Below are 15189 nucleotides of genomic sequence, written 5' to 3' on the forward strand. Positions count from 1 at the left end.
CCGGTTCGAGGCAGAAACAAGAAAACCTTGATCGCAAAAGGTTTTGCGTGACGGGCAGTGAGGCGGAAATGGCGAGTTACGATGGTGGCGGGCACTATGACCCGCAAGGCCCCCGGTATGACCAATATGGTCAGCAAATCCACTATGACGACTACCCTGAGGCCGACATTGGCCCGGCGGGGCCGTCTCTGGGTGGCAGGCTGAGCCGGATGGCCAGCATGTTGGGGGCGGTCGGCTCGCTGGCGCTGGTCGTGGGGATCGGCGTCTGGGGCGTGAAGCTGGTGGTGCGCGACGTGAGCGGCGTGCCGGTGGTGCGCGCCCTTGAAGGACCGATGCGCATTCAACCAGAAAACCCCGGCGGTGAAACTGCCGATCATCAGGGTCTGGCCGTGAACAACGTGGCCGCGCGCGGCACCGCCGCGCCGCCGCCCGATCGTTTGGTTCTGGCGCCGCGCCCGGTCGATCTGGCCGTAGAGGACGGCCCGATGGGCGAGATCAATCCAAGTCAGGAAGAGGTCGAGACTGCCAAACCGGTCACGGATGGCGCTGTTGCCGCCTTCAAACAGGGCAGCGTTGATGCGCTGGTGGCTGAGCTGACCAAGGATGTACAGCCGATGGTGCAGAATGCGGTTCTGACCGGCGACGTGCCTGATGAACAGCTGGCCGCCATCACCCAGCCCGATCCGCTGCCCGCCATTGATCCTGCTGATCTGGTGGCGCAACTGCCTGATCCGGACCTGCTTGAGGCGCCAGGCGTCAAACGCTCGCCGCGGCCCATCATCCGGCCCGCGCGCGCCGTACCCTCGGGCAACGTTGTCAAGGCCAGCCTCAACGATGCGATCAACGCTGCCGTCGAAAGTGCCGCCGGGCTGGAGGTTGATCCCGCCGAGATCCCGACCGGTACCCGGTTGGCGCAGCTTGGGGCTTTTGAAACGCCCGAAATCGCCCGCTCGGAATGGGATCGGCTGTCGGGTCAGTTCTCGGATTACATGTCCGACAAGCAGCGAGTGGTGCAGAAGGCGACCAGCAACGGGCGCACCTTCTATCGACTGCGCGCCATGGGCTTCAGCGACATGAGCGATGCGCGCCGCTTCTGCGCCACGCTGGGCGCCGAACGGGTCGATTGCATCCCGGTCACCGTCAGGTGAGGTTCGGCGCCACGATCCAGGATGCCGAAGGGCTGCGGCTGACGGCAGAGGAAAAGGCGCTGTTCCGTGACACGAACCCGTTCGGGTTTATCCTGTTCGGGCGCAATATCGACAGTGTCGATCAGGTGCTCGCGCTCTGCGGTGACTTCCGCGAGGCGGTCGGGCGCGATTGTCTCATCACCATCGATCAGGAAGGCGGCCGCGTGCAGCGGCTGCGCCCGCCTTTGGCGCGCGACTGGCTGCCGCCGCTGGACGAGGTGGCGACGGCGGGCGAACGGGCCGAGCGCGCGATGTATCTGCGTTACCGCCTGATTGCACAGGAATTGCGGGCACTTGGCATCGATAGCAACTGCGCGCCGACACTCGATCTGGCCTTTGCAGAAACGCATCCGTTTTTGCGCAACCGTCTCTATGCTGGAGACCCGGCGCAGGTGGCGCGCATCGGGCGCGCGGTGGCGGATGGCTTGCTGGAAGGTGGCGTGTTGCCGGTGATGAAGCACATGCCGGGGCATGGCCGCGCGACGCTCGACACTCATCACGAACTGCCGACGGTGTCGATTGAGACCGACCTGCTGGACAGCAGCGACTTCGCGCCGTTCCGGGCGTTGAACGACCTGCCGATGGGGATGACTGCGCATCTGGTCTTTGACCGGATCGGGCCAGACCCGGCGACCGTGTCTGCGCCGCTGGTTACGTTGATCCGTTCGCAGATCGGCTTTGATGGGCTGCTGATGACAGATGATATCTCGATGAAGGCGCTTAGCGGTTCTGTAGCTGACAAGGCCACCCGCGCGATTGCCGCCGGAGTTGACGTGGTTCTGCATTGCAACGGAACCTTTCAGGATCGCGCCGCCGTGGCACAAGCGGCGGGTGAGATGAGCGCGGTGGCGCAGGCCCGCGCCGAGCGGGCAATGGCGCAGCGCAAAGACCCGCAACCGCTTGACATCGAGGCCGCCGAGGCGGAACACTCCCGCCTCATTGGCGGGCAGGGCTATGGTGGATAATTTCAGCTCCGAAGATCCGATTTCAGTTGCCGACCGGCTGGCCGCCGAGGCGCTGATCGTTGACGTCGACGGGTTCGAGGGCCCGCTGGACGTGCTGCTGACCCTGTCGCGCACGCAAAAGGTGGATTTGCGCAAGATCTCGGTGCTGGAACTGGCGCATCAATATCTGACCTTTGTCGAACGCGCCAAGCAGCTGCGCATCGAACTGGCCGCCGATTACCTGGTCATGGCCGCGTGGCTGGCCTTTCTCAAATCCCGCCTGCTGCTGCCGCCCGATCCCGAGGATGAGGGGCCATCGGGCGAAGAACTGGCTGCACATCTGGCCTTTCAGCTGGAACGGCTGCAGGCGATGCGTGACGTGGCGGCGCGGCTGATGGCGCGCGACCAGTTGGGGCGCGATTTTTTTCGCCGCGGGCAGGGCGAGGATGTGACCCGGCTCAGGACCGTGACCTATTCGGCGACGCTGCTGGACCTGATGCAGGGCTATGCCCGCATCCGCACCCGCGACGAATTCCGCCCCTTCGTTATGGACCGCGAGGCGGTCTTTACCATGGAGCAGGCGCTTGACCGGATGCGCGGGCTGATCGGGTTTGCCGGAAGCTGGACCGAGATGGCCAGCTATTTGCCCGAAGGCTGGGAAATGGACCCGATGCGCCGCCGTTCGGCCACCGCCTCGACCTTTGCGGCCTCGCTGGAGCTGGTCAAGGAAGGCCATCTGGAAATCCGCCAGAGCGACACATTCGCGCCGATCCATCTGCGCAAGAGGACAGAAACACGTGACTGAAGACCCCCAGGACGCCCCGGCAGAAAGCCTGTTTGACGCGCCGCCCATGGCAGAACAGGAGCGCATGGTCGAGGCAGTGCTGTTTGCCAGCCCCGATCCGGTCAGCGTGCGCGATCTGGAAGCCCGCATGCCCCATGGCAGCAACGCGAGCCAGGCGCTGGAGCTGCTGCGCAAACGCTATGAGGGGCGCGGTGTGCGCGTGGTGCAGGTGGGCGAGGCCTGGGCCATTCGCACCGCGCCCGATCTTGGTTTTCTGATGCAGAAGGAAACGGTCGAGACCCGCAAGCTGAGTCGGGCCGCGATCGAAACACTTGCGATCATTGCCTATCACCAGCCCTGCACGCGGGCCGAGATCGAAGAGATCAGGGGCGTGTCGGTGTCGCGCGGCACCATCGACCAGTTGCTGGAGATGGAGTGGATTCGTCTGGGCCGCCGCCGCATGACGCCAGGCCGCCCGGTGACCTTTGTCGTGACCCCGGAATTCCTCGACCATTTCGGGCTGGAAAGCGCCCGCGATCTGCCGGGCCTGAAGGAATTGCGCGCGGCTGGCTTGCTGGAAAATCGCCCCCCACCGGGCGCTATGCCGCTGAGCGAAGGGCCAGGCGAGGACGCCGAAGACGAGGATCAGAGCGAACTCTTCGAGGAAGAGTGAACAGGCAAGCCCTGAAATCGGCGCAATCAGGCGCTATCTTGCAGGGTGAGGTACAGCAGAGAGGCAAGGCTGATGAATGTTGAACGATTGCTGAACATGATCATCCGCAGGGTGATGCGACGGGTCGTGTTCAAAGGCGTTGATGCCGGGATCGATGCCGTGGCGCGCAGGGGCAAACCCGGCGATGCGCAGGGGCGCCAACCGGCGAACCCGGAGATTTCGCGCCAGCAAAAGGACACCGCCCGCAAGGCTAAGAAAGCGGCGCGGATGAGCGCGCGGATGACAAAATTCTGATAGATCAGCAGATTAGGTGGCCGTTTTGAAGTGTTTTGACAGCTTCAGCCCCTGACCTTGGTAGTTCGAGCTGATACCCGCGCCATAAAGCTGCGAGGGTGTCTCCGCCATGCGCTCATAGACCAGACGGCCCACGACCTGCCCATGCTCCAGCACAAAAGGCGCCTCGTGGCAGCGCACTTCCAGCACGCCGCGCGAGCCTGACCCACCTGCGGCGGCATGGCCGAAACCGGGATCGAAGAACCCGGCATAATGCACCCGGAACTCGCCAACCATCGCCAGATAGGGGGCCATCTCGGCGGCGTAGTCGGGCGGGATATGCACCGCCTCGCGGCTCACCAGAATGTAGAACGCGCCGGGATCGAGGATGATGCGCCCATCGCTGCTGCGCACTTCCTCCCAGTATTCCGCTGGGTCATAGGCACCGATCCGATCCAGATCGATCACGCCGGTATGCGGTTTGGCGCGGTAACCGACCAGATCGGTGTCGGGCAGGCGCAAATCGACGGAAAATCCCAAACCGTCCTGAATCACGGCCTCACCGTCGACCAGAGGGGTTTCGCCATGTAGCTCCCGCAACTGATCGTCGCTCAGTACCGCCTGACCGGTGCGAAAGCGGATCTGGTTGAGGCGCATGCCGGGCCGCACCAGCACCGAAAACGAGCGCGGGCAGATCTCGGCATATAATGGCCCGGTATAGCCTGCGGGCACGCGGTCGAACTCGGTGCCGCCATCGGTGATCGTGCGGGTCAGCAGATCGAGCCGCCCGGTCGAGCTTTTGGCATTGGCCACGGCGCTGATATCGGCGGGCAGGGCCAGCGATTCCATCAGCGGCACCAGATAGACGCAGCCCTTTTCCAGAACCGCACCCTGGCTCAGGTCGATCTGGTGCATCTCGAATTCAGAGAGCCGTTCAGCCACCGTGTTACCCTCACCCGCAAGAAACGAGGCGCGGACGCGGTAAGCCACTGTTCCCAAGCGCAAATCAAGGCTGGCGGGCTGAATCTGCCCCTCGGGCATAGGCGCGGGCGCAATGATCTCGCCTGCGGCGATCATCGCTTCGATCTGCTGGTTCGGGCAAACACCGGTCATACAAAACTGCTCCATTCCCTATGGGGCCGGAGTGCAGTCTTGCAGCGAGGGTATGAATTGGTCGGGCTAGCAGGACTCGAACCTGCGACCTTCCGTCCCCCAGACGGACGCGCTACCAGGCTGCGCCATAGCCCGACTTTGAGGTGTTCATAAAGGTTTTGCGGGCGGGGGCAAGAGGAAATCATTGCCTTTTTCTTATCCGTCTCAGCGCGATGCCTGCCGGTCGATCCAGCCCTTCAGATCCCGCGCGAGCGCGGCGGCCGCAGGCAGGTCATCGGGCGCAAAGCGCGAGACGAGCGCGAGTTTCGACAACGGCCCTGGCGCGCAGGGCAGGGCGCTTTCATCGGGCGGGTCGGGACGGTCGACCAAGAGCGGCACGGGACCAGCGGCCGCAGTATGTGAGGCCGATTCGGCGGTTTCTGGCGTGGTCTCGGGGGTGTCTTCTGTCGGGGCAGGCTTGGCGGGAGCCTCTGGCAGGTCCATGTCGATCTGGGTTGTGATGGGCCGCGCATCGATCGGGGGTTCCTGAAACCGGATGACATTCCCGCCATCGCTCACATCGTCGGTGGCGCCGTCTTCCAGACCTCGCGAAAACCCCTGAACATGGGCAACACCCTGTTCGCGCAGCAGCTTCTGGAGGCCCTTGATGGTCATGCCGTCATCGTGGAGCAGGCGCTTGATCCCACCCAGCAGCAGCATATCGGCGGGCCTGTAATAGCGTCGACCGCCGGCGCGTTTGACCGGCTTCACCTGCGTGAACTTGCTTTCCCAGAACCGCAGCACATGGGCTTGCACACCCAGCCAGTCCGCAACTTCACTGATGGTGCGAAACGCGTCACGAGACTTTGCCATAAGGAAAGGGTCCTAGGTTTTGCGGTTGCCGTCGGCGACCCGGTCTTTCATCAGATGCGAGGGACGGAAGGTCAGAACACGGCGCGGCTGGATCGGAACCTCTTCGCCGGTTTTTGGATTACGCCCAATCCGGGCCGATTTGTCGCGCACGCTGAACGTGCCAAAGGACGAAATCTTGACCTGTTCGCCGCGCACCAGAGCGTCTGACATGTGGTTGAGAAGGCTCTCGACCAGTTGCGCACTTTCGTTGCGCGACAATCCAACTTCGCGGAAAACGGCTTCGCTCAAATCCATTCTGGTTAAAGTCTTGTCGCCCATGCTGATCCCCTTGTTATTGCGCGAGCATAGGGTGCAGGGTTTTTCCCTGTCAATATCAATGAAATTCAATCGTTTGGCTTGGCTGGTTTGTGCCGGATCACCAGCGCAGCACAACCGCACCCCAGGCCAGACCACCGCCGATGGCCTCGGTCACGATCAGGTCGCCCTGTTTGATCTGGCCGCGCGCCTTGCCCACCGACATGGCCAGCGGGATTGAGGCGGCGGATGTATTGCCGTGATCCTGCACCGTGACGACCACATTATCCATCGGCAGGCCCATTTTCTTGGCCGTGCCCTGAATGATGCGGATATTGGCCTGATGCGGCACGATCCAGTCGACATCCGCATTTGCCAGCCCTGCCTTTTCCAGTGCCGTCTCGGCGGCAGTGGTCAGCTTTTCAACTGCATGACGGAAGACCTGATTGCCCTGCATGCGCAATTGCCCGGTGGTCTGTGTCGATACCCCGCCATCCACATAGAGCAGGTCCTTGAACCGGCCATCGGAATTCAGGTCCACCGACAGGATGCCGCGATCGGCATTGGTGCCGGATTCGTCCTGGTATTCCAGTACCAAGGCACCAGCACCGTCGCCGAACAGCACACAGGTGGAGCGGTCGGTCCAGTCCATGATCCGCGAAAACGTCTCGGCCCCGATCACCAGGACACGCCTGGCCTGACCGGACAGGATCAGGGCGTTCGCGTTGCACAGCGCATAAACGAACCCGGCACAAACCGCCTGTATGTCGAAGGCAAAGCCGCGCGTCATGCCGATCTTGGACTGCACCATGGTGGCCGCAGAGGGAAAGGTCAGGTCCGGTGTCGAGGTGGCGACGATGATCGCGTCGATATCGTCTGACTCCAGCCCGGCATCCGCCAGCGCCGCGCGGGCAGCGTTTGACGCCAGATCCGAGGTGGTCTCGCCCTCGGCGGCGAAATGCCGTCGTTCAATGCCGGACCGGGTCCGAATCCATTCATCGGTCGTGTCCAGTGTCGCCTCGAACTCGGCATTTGGAACGATGCGCTCGGGCAAATAGTGTCCAATGCCTTTGACGACTGCACGGCCTGTCATGGGTCACCTGTGTATTTGTTATTGATCTGCCGCCTCATTGGCGTGAGCGGCATCTTGAGTAAGCTCGCCGGTGGATGCAACCCGTGCCGCCAGTTTTTCCGTAAACCCGGACTGCGCAAGGGTGAAGGCAAGTTTGATCGCTGCCGACACACCGGTGTCATCGGCCGAGCCATGGGATTTGATAACCGTGCCGTTCAGCCCGAGGAACACGCCGCCATTGACCCGGCGTGGGTCGATCCGCTTTTTCAGACGGTTGAGCGAGGTGATCGCCAGAACCGAGGCCAGCCGCGACAGGAACGAATATTCGAACGCTTCACGCAGTAGCCCGCCGACCATGCTGGCAGTACCTTCGCCGGTCTTGATCGCCACATTACCGGTGAACCCGTCGGTGACGATCACATCAGCCACGTTGCCGGTGATATCGCTGCCCTCGACGAAACCGGCGAAGTCGAAATTGGAACGCTCGGCGAAATCGGAAATCAGCGCATGCGCCTCTTTCAACTCGGCGCGGCCCTTGTGTTCTTCGGTGCCCACATTCAGCAGCCCGATGCGGGGGCGGGGCAGTTCCATGCCGTTGCGCGCATATGAGGCACCCATCAGCGCGTATTGCAGCAGATCGCGGGCATCGGCCCGGATATCGGCGCCGACATCCAGCATCACGTTGAACCGTTGCGGATTGCTGGAGGGGAACAGGATCGCGATGGCGGGCCGGTTCACGCCCGGCAGTTTGCGCAATCGCATCATGCTCAGCGCCATCAGCGCGCCGGTATTGCCGCAGGACACAGCGCCGGAGGCTTCGCCATTGCGTACCGAATCCAGCGCCGACCACATCGAGGTCTGTTTGCCGCCGCGCACAACCTGGCTGGGTTTGTCGTCCATGGTGACGACGTCCTGCGCATCACGAAATTCGACGCGACCTTCAAGGCCGCGCCGTTTCGCAACAAGTTTGCGCAGAGTGTCTTCCGGACCGTGCAGGATGAACCCGATATCGGGGTTCTTTTCTGCCGACTTGGCGATTCCCGCCACGACGACCGAAGGACCGGCATCACCGCCCATCGCATCAACCGAGATGATGATCCGCCCCTGCGTTGATCCGGGGGCTGATCCGGTTTGATCGGGCTGTGCCGTCATGCTTCAGTCTGCGACCATTCAGGCCGCGTCTTCGTCCAGATCGATCTCGTCGGCCTGAGCGACAACCTCGCGGTCGTCATAGTGGCCGCAGGACGGGCACACGTGATGCGGACGGCGCAATTCGCCGCAATTGCCGCACTCGTTCGGGTTTGCAGCAACCAGTGCATCGTGCGCGCGGCGATTGTTGCGGCGCGACTTGGATACTTTATTCTGTTGGACAGCCATTGTCTCAACCTTTGTCTCGCTAAGGGCCGCGGTCAGTGCCGGAGGGCCGGTTATTGTCTACGTTTCTCTTGGTGTGACGCGCGTGTAGGGCGTTGCCCCCGCATTGTCCAACCTTAAATCCGATGAGCGCGCGAAAATACTGCGAATCTCGCCATGTTCAAGCGGTTTTTCTGGTCGCTCCCTATGACATGCCAAAGCGGTGTTGTCATGGTTCTTTTTTGAGTGCATCGCGCAAATCTGCCAGTCCTGCAAAGGGTTTGGCATCCTCGTCGCGCATCGGCGTCTTGCCCGGCTCGGTAAAGACCATCTCGCCGGAGTCAGCCCCATCGCTGCGGGGATAGAGCGGCAACGCCAACGCCAGCGACTCGATCATGATCCGCGACAGGTTCAACTCCGGGGGTAGCGCTTCGGTCTCGTCATCTTCGGGCATTTCGACCTCGGAGGCTTCGGGTTCCTGCCAATCCGCAAGGAACAGCCGGCGCACCGGGATGTCGATCCGGGTGGTCACCGGGTCCAGCGTGACGATACAGGGCTGCACGACAGTGGCGCCCAGCTTGGCCTTGAGACGCCAGTCCTTGCGCCCCTCAGCGCTCACCTCGCCGGAAAAATCCAGCTTTCGCAGGCCCAGCAACTCCAGCTCATCTGCGATCTGCGACAGCTCGGGGGCTGCGGGGCGCAGATGGAATTGGGTGGCGCTGTTCTGGGGCAGGTCGGCGACCCGCAACACATCCTCTTTGGGCATGACAGGACTTTCGTTGGTTGAACCACTTGGCCGGTTTATGTAATCGGGATAGAAGGCGCGCACAGCCAAGGCAAGGGGGCCGGGATGATTGAAGCCGCAAAGCTGCCAGGACAGAAGATGTCCCGCATCGTAATGATGGGGGTTTTCGCGCTGTGCCTGTCCGCCTGCGCCGAGATCTATCGCAATCACGGCTATGTCCCGCCCGCCGAAGACCTGTCGAAAGTGACCGTCGGCGTCGACACGCGCGACAGCGTGATCGAATCGATCGGCGCGCCAACGGCCTCTGGTGTATTGGAAGATAGCGGGTTCTACTATGTGCAGACCCGGTTCCGGCATTACGGCGCGCGGGCTCCTGAGATCGTGTCGCGCGAACTGGTGGCGATCAGTTTCGACAACTCGGGCGTTGTTCGCAATATCGAACGCTTCGGTCTGGAGCAGGGCCAAGTCGTCACATTGCAGCGCCGGGTGACCGAATCGAGTCTTGAGGACAAGACCTTCCTGCGGCAGTTGCTGGGCAACTTGGGCAATTTCGATCCGGGCACAGTGCTTCCGACAGGGGAATAATCTGGTCCGCGTCAGACTTGTGTCATACTTTGCGTGATAGTGACCGACCCATCAGGAAGTCATACAGCACTGCGGAGGGCGCGATCATGGCGCAGGTGATGCTGAACAACGGGCGCTACCGGGCGCGGCTTGCGACCTGCGGGGCGGATATCGCCGCCGCGCAAGGCTTGCGCACCCGGGCCTTTGCCACTGAAACTACCGATCGCGATTCCTATGACCACCTGTGCCAGCACGTATTGGTCGAGGATATGCGCGCGGACAATCATCTGGTCTGCTGTTTCCGGCTGTTCGATATGCAGGGCGGGGCGGAGATTGGGCGCAGCTATTCGGCGCAGTTCTATGAATTGTCGGCCCTGAAGGCGTTTGAGGGGCGGATGGTGGAAATGGGCCGGTTCTGCATCGCCCCGGACTATAGCGATCCCGATATCCTGCGTACGGCCTGGGGCGCGATGACGACCTATGTGGATGAAAACGGTATCGAGTTGCTGTTTGGCTGTTCCTCCTTTGCCGGGACCGAGACCGAGGCCTATCTGGATGCCTTTGCGATGCTGAAGCACCGCCATCTGGCCCCCAAGCGCTGGCTGCCGCGGGTCAAGGCACCCGATGTGTTCCGCTTTGCCGCGCGCCTGCGCCGCAAACCCGATTCGAAAAAGGCGATGCTGCGGATGCCGCCTTTGCTGCGCAGCTATCTGGCGATGGGCGGCTGGGTCAGCGATCATGCGGTGGTGGACCGAGACCTGAACACGCTGCACGTGTTCACCGGTCTGGAAATCTGCGCGATCCCCCCGGCGCGCAAACGGCTGCTGCGCATGATTGCCGGCTGAACCTGCGCACTCGGCACAACAGGACGCGGGACGTTGACGCGCTGAGCCAGCCGGTTTAGCTGGCGGGCATGGCACGTATTCCTCTTTTGCAGATGTCCGGTATCTCGCTGACCTTCGGTGGTGATCCCGTGTTTTCGGGACTTGATCTGGTGGTACAGCCGGGCGATCGGGTGGCGCTGGTGGGGCGCAACGGGTCGGGCAAATCCACCCTGATGAAGGTGATGGCGGGGCTGGTCGAGGCCGATGCGGGCGATATCACCATCCCGCCGGGCAAATCCGTCGGCTACATGGAGCAGGACCCGGATATGGCGGGGTTTGCGACTTTGGGCGATTATGCCTCCAGCGGGCTGGAGCCGGGCGAGTTGTACAAGGTTGAACGCGCGGGCGAGGGGCTGAAGTTCGACCCCGACCGCCCCGTCGACACCGCCTCGGGCGGGGAACGTCGCCGTGCGGCGCTGGCTAAATTGATGGCCGAGGCGCCCGATCTGATGCTGCTTGATGAGCCGACCAATCATCTCGACATTCAGGCCATTGGCTGGCTGGAACGGGAACTGTCCGGCACCCGCGCGGGCTTTGTCCTGATCTCGCATGACCGGGCGTTTCTGCGTGCGCTGACCCGCGCAACCCTTTGGATCGACAGAGGAATGGTGCGGCGGCAGGAGAAAGGGTTCGACGTGTTCGAGGCCTGGCGCGACAAGGTCTGGGAAGAAGAAGACAGCGCGCGTCACAAGATGAATCGCCTGATCAAATCCGAAAGCCGCTGGGCCGTCGAAGGCATCAGCGCCCGGCGTACCCGCAATCAGGGCCGGGTGCGCGCGTTGCAGGCGCTGCGCGCCGAACGCTCGGCGCAGATACGCCGTCAGGGCGCGGCGGCGATGGCGCTGGAGGCGGGGCCGAAATCGGGCCGCAAGGTGATCGAGGCACAGGGGATCGCCAAAAGTTTCGACGGCCAGACCATCCTGCGCGATTTCGATCTGCTGGTGCAGCGCGGCGACCGGGTGGCTTTTGTCGGACCCAATGGCGTGGGCAAGACCACCTTGCTGAAAATGCTGCTGGGGCAGGTCACACCAGACGCCGGGCAGATCAAGCAGGGCACCAATCTGGAGGTCGCCGTGTTCGATCAGGCCCGCGCGCAGCTCGACCCGGACATGACGCTCTGGGACAGTCTGACAGGCGATCCATCAATGCGGGTCTCGGGCAAGGCCGATCAGGTCATGGTGCGCGGCACGCCGAAACATGTGGTGGGTTACCTCAAGGAGTTTCTCTTTGACGACCGGCAGGCCCGCGCGCCGGTGCGCTCGCTGTCGGGGGGCGAAAAGGCACGGCTGCTCCTGGCCAGGCTGATGGCGCAAAGCTCGAACGTTCTGGTGCTGGACGAACCAACCAACGATCTGGATGTGGAAACGCTCGACCTGCTGCAGGAACTCTTGGACGATTACGACGGCACCGTGTTGCTGGTCAGCCACGACCGCGACTTTCTGGACCGCATCGCCACCACCACCATTGCGATGGAGGGCGACGGGCGCGCCACCGCCTATGCGGGCGGGTGGAGCGACTATCAGGCACAGCGAGTACCGGATACGCGCCCCACGAGTGACGCAGCAAAAAGCGCAAAACCCAAACCCAAAGCGACTCCGAAACCCAAAACGGGCCTGTCCTTTGCCGAAAAGCACCGCCTGGAAAACCTGCCCGCCGAGATCGAGCGGCTGGAGGCGGAGATCGGCAAGCTGGAGGAGCTGCTGGCGGACCCCGCGCTTTATACCAGCGAACCGGTCAAGTTTCAGAAAGCCACGCAAGCCCTTGTGGAACGTCAGGAAAAACTCTCTGCCGCCGAAGAGGAGTGGCTGTTGCTCGAAGAAAGAGCTGAGGGCTAGCTTTGGAAAGTCTGATGCGTTCGTACAATACGTCAAAACTGATCCGGCAAGAGTACAGTGGGCCTGTTGTTAAGGTCCGCGTTGAGCCCAAATAGACGTTGCCGAGAATGGGGGGACAAAGGTAACCGTTCCACCAACGTCAAGAGTTGTTGCTGTGGGGTGTTCGATTTTGCTTCTTCGTTTTTGGGATATGTTCCACCGTCTTTGCGGGGAGTCATGGACGGACGTTAAGCTTGCTGATGGCATTGAAATGCGTCTTGTTTTTAGCCGCGAAGGTAGCGCAAAGACAGTCGTTCTGAGACATGGAAAAACGTACAAAAGGTCTTCGATTGCTGACACCAGAGGTTCTTTAAGCCTTAGCCTCGTAAACGGCACATGGTCGCAAGTTGTGCAATTCGCGAGATCAAAAGGTGAAGCGCCCTATTTGTTAGACTTTTATTTTGATCGGAAGCGAGACAGAGTCTTCTACTCTCTTGATGGCGAAACATTCTCGGTACCGCGCGACTCAATTAAGGAAGTCGACGTGCAAATTTCGAGAATTAAGGAGGCACATAGCAGCAAGTGAGTGACGTCACGAAAGACAGCTTTTGTCCGCCGAGCCGCCATCGGGCCAGAAACGTAAAGCGTTTGTTTCAAGATTTGCTGACAATCCTGATAGGGCAGGTTTAAGACAGTCGCCCGTTTTGAGCCAAAGATGCGTGTTGGTTCGAACTAGCGTACCTGTGCCGGATTGCCCATAACGGTCTGGTTGGGCGCGACATCCCGCGTCACGACGCTGCCTGCGCCGACAATGGCGTTTTCGCCGATACTCACGCCGGGCAAGATGATCGCGCCGCCGCCGATCCACACATTGTCGCCCAGCGTGACGGGCAGGGCGATCTCCAGGCCCTTGGCGCGTTCGATCGGGTCCTTGGCATGTTGCGCGCAATAGATCTGCACTGCCGGCCCCAGCATCGTGCCAGCCCCGATGCGCACCGGTGCGGAATCGAGGATGACGCAGCCCGCATTCAGATAGCACAGATCACCCAGCGACAGGTTGACCCCGTAGGAGCAGTGAAACGGGGCCTCGATCACGCAGTTCTGCCCGACATGAGCAAAAAGCTCTGCCAGTTGCGACCCCATGGGTCCACGGGTATCGGGCGGCAGAGTGTTGTGCTGATACACGGCGTTGCGGGCACGCTGGCGCATCATCTCCAACTCGTGATCGAGGCAGCTATACCACTCCCCCGTCAGCATTTTCGCTTTCTGGGACATGGGCCAAGCGTTACCGCATCCGCAAGGCTCCGTCGAGGCGGATGACCTCGCCGTTCAGGTAGCCCATCTCGACGATGAACGCCGCCATCCGCCCGAACTCCGCGGGATCGCCCAGCCGGGCCGGGTTGGGGACATCCGCGGCCAGTTGTTGCTGCACCTCTTCGGGCAAGCCCGCCAGCATTGGCGTCATGAAGATTCCGGGTGCGATGGCCATCACGCGGATGCCCGACGCGGCCAGATCGCGCGCCATCGGCAGGGTCATGCCCACGATCCCTCCCTTGGAGGCCGCATACGCCGCTTGCCCCTTCTGCCCGTCAAAAGCCGCGATCGAGGCGGTGTTGATGATCACCCCGCGCGCGCCGTCAGGTTCGGGGTCGTTCTTGGCCATCTCGGCCGCGGCCAGGCGCGAGACATTGAACGAGCCGACAAGATTGATGTCGAGCGTCCGCTGAAACGGTTCCAACCCGTGCGGGCCGTCTTTGCCGATGGTTTTCATCCCCACGGCAATGCCTGCACAATTCACGCAGGCGGTGATCTTTCCCATCCGCTCCAGCGCGACGGCAATGGCGTCTGCAACCGAGGCTTCGTCGGTCACATCGGTCTGCACGAAATGCCCGCCGATCTCTTCGGCAACGCGCGGGCCGCGTTCGCCGTCCCGGTCCAATAGAGTGACCTGCGCGCCCTGCGTGGCGAAGTGGCGCGCGGTCGCTTCTCCCAGCCCCGAGGCGCCTCCGGTCACGATCGCGGCTGTATCGGGCAGTTGCATGGCAAGGCTCCATTATTTGAACACATGTTCAAATAGCCGGGAAGCCGGTGCCCTGTCCAGTGTTGGATGATGCCGGCGTCAGACGACAGACAGGCAAGAGCAGTTGGACAGCTTTCCGATGCGCTGCGTGGTGCTGCCCTGAACCAGCGCCTGCAAGTTGCCCAACCCGCGCCGACCGGTGACAATCAGGTCCGCGCCCGCGCTTTCGGCGCAGTGCACGATCTGCTCGGCCGGATCGCCGCGATCGGTATGGGTTTCGGCGATCTCGATGCCTTTTTCCGCGGCGATCGCCTTACCCGCGTCTACGATCTTGTCGGCGGCTTGTTTGACCTCAACCTCGGTCGGCATGGTTGTCACCGCGTGATAGCCCATCGTCGCGCCAAGGGCGAAGGCTACGGTCTGCGGCTGCGGCGTATGGACAAGAGTGATACTGGCGCCGAATTTCCCGGCCAACTCACAGGCCACGCGCATGGCACGGTCCGATGGTTCCGATCCGTCGAGGCCTACAACGATTTTCTCAAACATTGGTACCCTCCTCTTTGGTTCATGCCGCAATGATGGGGCAGGCAGAGCGCCCGCCCCATGACATGGATCAA

The 15189-nt window shown here is 62.1% G+C and carries 18 protein-coding genes and 1 tRNA gene; 8 read left to right on the forward strand and 11 right to left on the reverse strand.

The features are described 5' to 3' along the window. The first annotated feature begins 68 nt into the window (after positions 1-68). From AB1E34_RS14895 to AB1E34_RS14915, 5 genes are all read left to right on the forward strand, one after another. The gene (locus AB1E34_RS14895; protein ID WP_372573129.1) at positions 69-1148 is read left to right on the forward strand and encodes an SPOR domain-containing protein; all 1080 of its coding nucleotides are present in this window, start codon (positions 69-71) and stop codon (positions 1146-1148) included. Continuing rightward, a complete protein-coding gene (nagZ, locus tag AB1E34_RS14900; RefSeq protein ID WP_372573130.1) occupies positions 1145-2152 on the forward strand; it encodes a beta-N-acetylhexosaminidase in 1008 nt (335 codons plus the stop codon). The genes AB1E34_RS14895 and nagZ overlap by 4 nt, the downstream gene beginning before the upstream one ends. Then, positions 2142-2936: a segregation and condensation protein A gene (locus AB1E34_RS14905; RefSeq protein WP_372573131.1), complete on the forward strand. Its 795-nt coding sequence runs from the start codon at positions 2142-2144 to the stop codon at positions 2934-2936. Before nagZ ends, AB1E34_RS14905 begins: the two co-directional genes overlap by 11 nt. A gap of 46 nt (positions 2937-2982) precedes the next feature. Continuing rightward, entirely contained in the window at positions 2983-3588 is a 606-nt protein-coding gene (gene scpB, locus AB1E34_RS14910; protein WP_372573192.1) for an SMC-Scp complex subunit ScpB, read from the forward strand. A gap of 72 nt (positions 3589-3660) precedes the next feature. Next, the gene (locus AB1E34_RS14915; RefSeq protein ID WP_372573132.1) at positions 3661-3882 is read left to right on the forward strand and encodes a hypothetical protein; all 222 of its coding nucleotides are present in this window, start codon (positions 3661-3663) and stop codon (positions 3880-3882) included. A gap of 12 nt (positions 3883-3894) precedes the next feature. On the opposite strand, the gene AB1E34_RS14920 is transcribed toward AB1E34_RS14915, so the two are convergent. The 8 genes from AB1E34_RS14920 to AB1E34_RS14955 form a co-directional block, all read right to left on the reverse strand. Further along, the gene (locus tag AB1E34_RS14920) at positions 3895-4974 is read right to left on the reverse strand and encodes a 2'-deoxycytidine 5'-triphosphate deaminase (protein ID WP_372573133.1); all 1080 of its coding nucleotides are present in this window, start codon (positions 4972-4974) and stop codon (positions 3895-3897) included. A gap of 58 nt (positions 4975-5032) precedes the next feature. Then, positions 5033-5109: transfer RNA gene (locus AB1E34_RS14925), tRNA-Pro, on the reverse strand. Between the two features lie 69 nt (positions 5110-5178). Next, positions 5179-5826: a MerR family transcriptional regulator gene (locus tag AB1E34_RS14930; RefSeq protein WP_372573134.1), complete on the reverse strand. Its 648-nt coding sequence runs from the start codon at positions 5824-5826 to the stop codon at positions 5179-5181. Between the two features lie 12 nt (positions 5827-5838). Then, positions 5839-6144, reverse strand: a complete 306-nt coding sequence (ihfA, locus tag AB1E34_RS14935; RefSeq protein WP_306193890.1) for an integration host factor subunit alpha — start codon at positions 6142-6144, stop codon at positions 5839-5841. A 97-nt stretch (positions 6145-6241) separates the two neighbouring features. Then, entirely contained in the window at positions 6242-7213 is a 972-nt protein-coding gene (locus AB1E34_RS14940) for a beta-ketoacyl-ACP synthase III (protein WP_372573135.1), read from the reverse strand. Positions 7214-7231: 18 nt separating this feature from the next. Next, positions 7232-8344, reverse strand: coding sequence for a phosphate acyltransferase PlsX (plsX, locus tag AB1E34_RS14945; RefSeq protein ID WP_372573136.1), 1113 nt, complete (start codon positions 8342-8344; stop codon positions 7232-7234). Positions 8345-8362: 18 nt separating this feature from the next. Next, positions 8363-8569: a 50S ribosomal protein L32 gene (gene rpmF, locus AB1E34_RS14950; RefSeq protein WP_249707580.1), complete on the reverse strand. Its 207-nt coding sequence runs from the start codon at positions 8567-8569 to the stop codon at positions 8363-8365. Positions 8570-8774: 205 nt separating this feature from the next. Continuing rightward, positions 8775-9311 carry a YceD family protein gene (locus tag AB1E34_RS14955; RefSeq protein WP_372573137.1) on the reverse strand — a complete coding sequence of 179 codons (537 nt, stop codon included), beginning with the start codon at positions 9309-9311 and terminating at the stop codon, positions 8775-8777. Positions 9312-9428: 117 nt separating this feature from the next. On the opposite strand from AB1E34_RS14955, the gene AB1E34_RS14960 reads away from it, so the two are divergent. The 3 genes from AB1E34_RS14960 to AB1E34_RS14970 all read left to right on the forward strand — a co-directional run bounded on the left by AB1E34_RS14960 (position 9429) and on the right by AB1E34_RS14970 (position 12573). Then, positions 9429-9875, forward strand: coding sequence for an outer membrane protein assembly factor BamE (locus tag AB1E34_RS14960; RefSeq protein WP_372573138.1), 447 nt, complete (start codon positions 9429-9431; stop codon positions 9873-9875). A gap of 86 nt (positions 9876-9961) precedes the next feature. Next, positions 9962-10699, forward strand: a complete 738-nt coding sequence (locus AB1E34_RS14965) for a GNAT family N-acetyltransferase (RefSeq protein WP_372573139.1) — start codon at positions 9962-9964, stop codon at positions 10697-10699. A gap of 68 nt (positions 10700-10767) precedes the next feature. After that, on the forward strand, positions 10768-12573 hold the full coding sequence (locus AB1E34_RS14970) for an ABC-F family ATP-binding cassette domain-containing protein (RefSeq protein WP_372573140.1): 1806 nt from the start codon (positions 10768-10770) through the stop codon (positions 12571-12573). Positions 12574-13284: 711 nt separating this feature from the next. On the opposite strand, the gene AB1E34_RS14975 is transcribed toward AB1E34_RS14970, so the two are convergent. The 3 genes from AB1E34_RS14975 to AB1E34_RS14985 all read right to left on the reverse strand — a co-directional run bounded on the left by AB1E34_RS14975 (position 13285) and on the right by AB1E34_RS14985 (position 15118). Then, positions 13285-13827 (reverse strand): sugar O-acetyltransferase, encoded by a 543-nt coding sequence (locus AB1E34_RS14975; RefSeq protein WP_372573141.1) that lies wholly within the window; start codon positions 13825-13827, stop codon positions 13285-13287. A 10-nt stretch (positions 13828-13837) separates the two neighbouring features. Next, complete coding sequence (locus AB1E34_RS14980) at positions 13838-14593, reverse strand: SDR family NAD(P)-dependent oxidoreductase (protein ID WP_372573142.1); 756 nt, start codon at positions 14591-14593, stop codon at positions 13838-13840. Positions 14594-14671: 78 nt separating this feature from the next. Further along, a complete protein-coding gene (locus tag AB1E34_RS14985; RefSeq protein ID WP_372573143.1) occupies positions 14672-15118 on the reverse strand; it encodes a universal stress protein in 447 nt (148 codons plus the stop codon). Between the last annotated feature and the right edge of the window lie 71 nt (positions 15119-15189).

The organism is Ruegeria jejuensis, assembly GCF_041537905.1.
Taxonomy (GTDB): Bacteria; Pseudomonadota; Alphaproteobacteria; order Rhodobacterales; family Rhodobacteraceae; genus Ruegeria_C.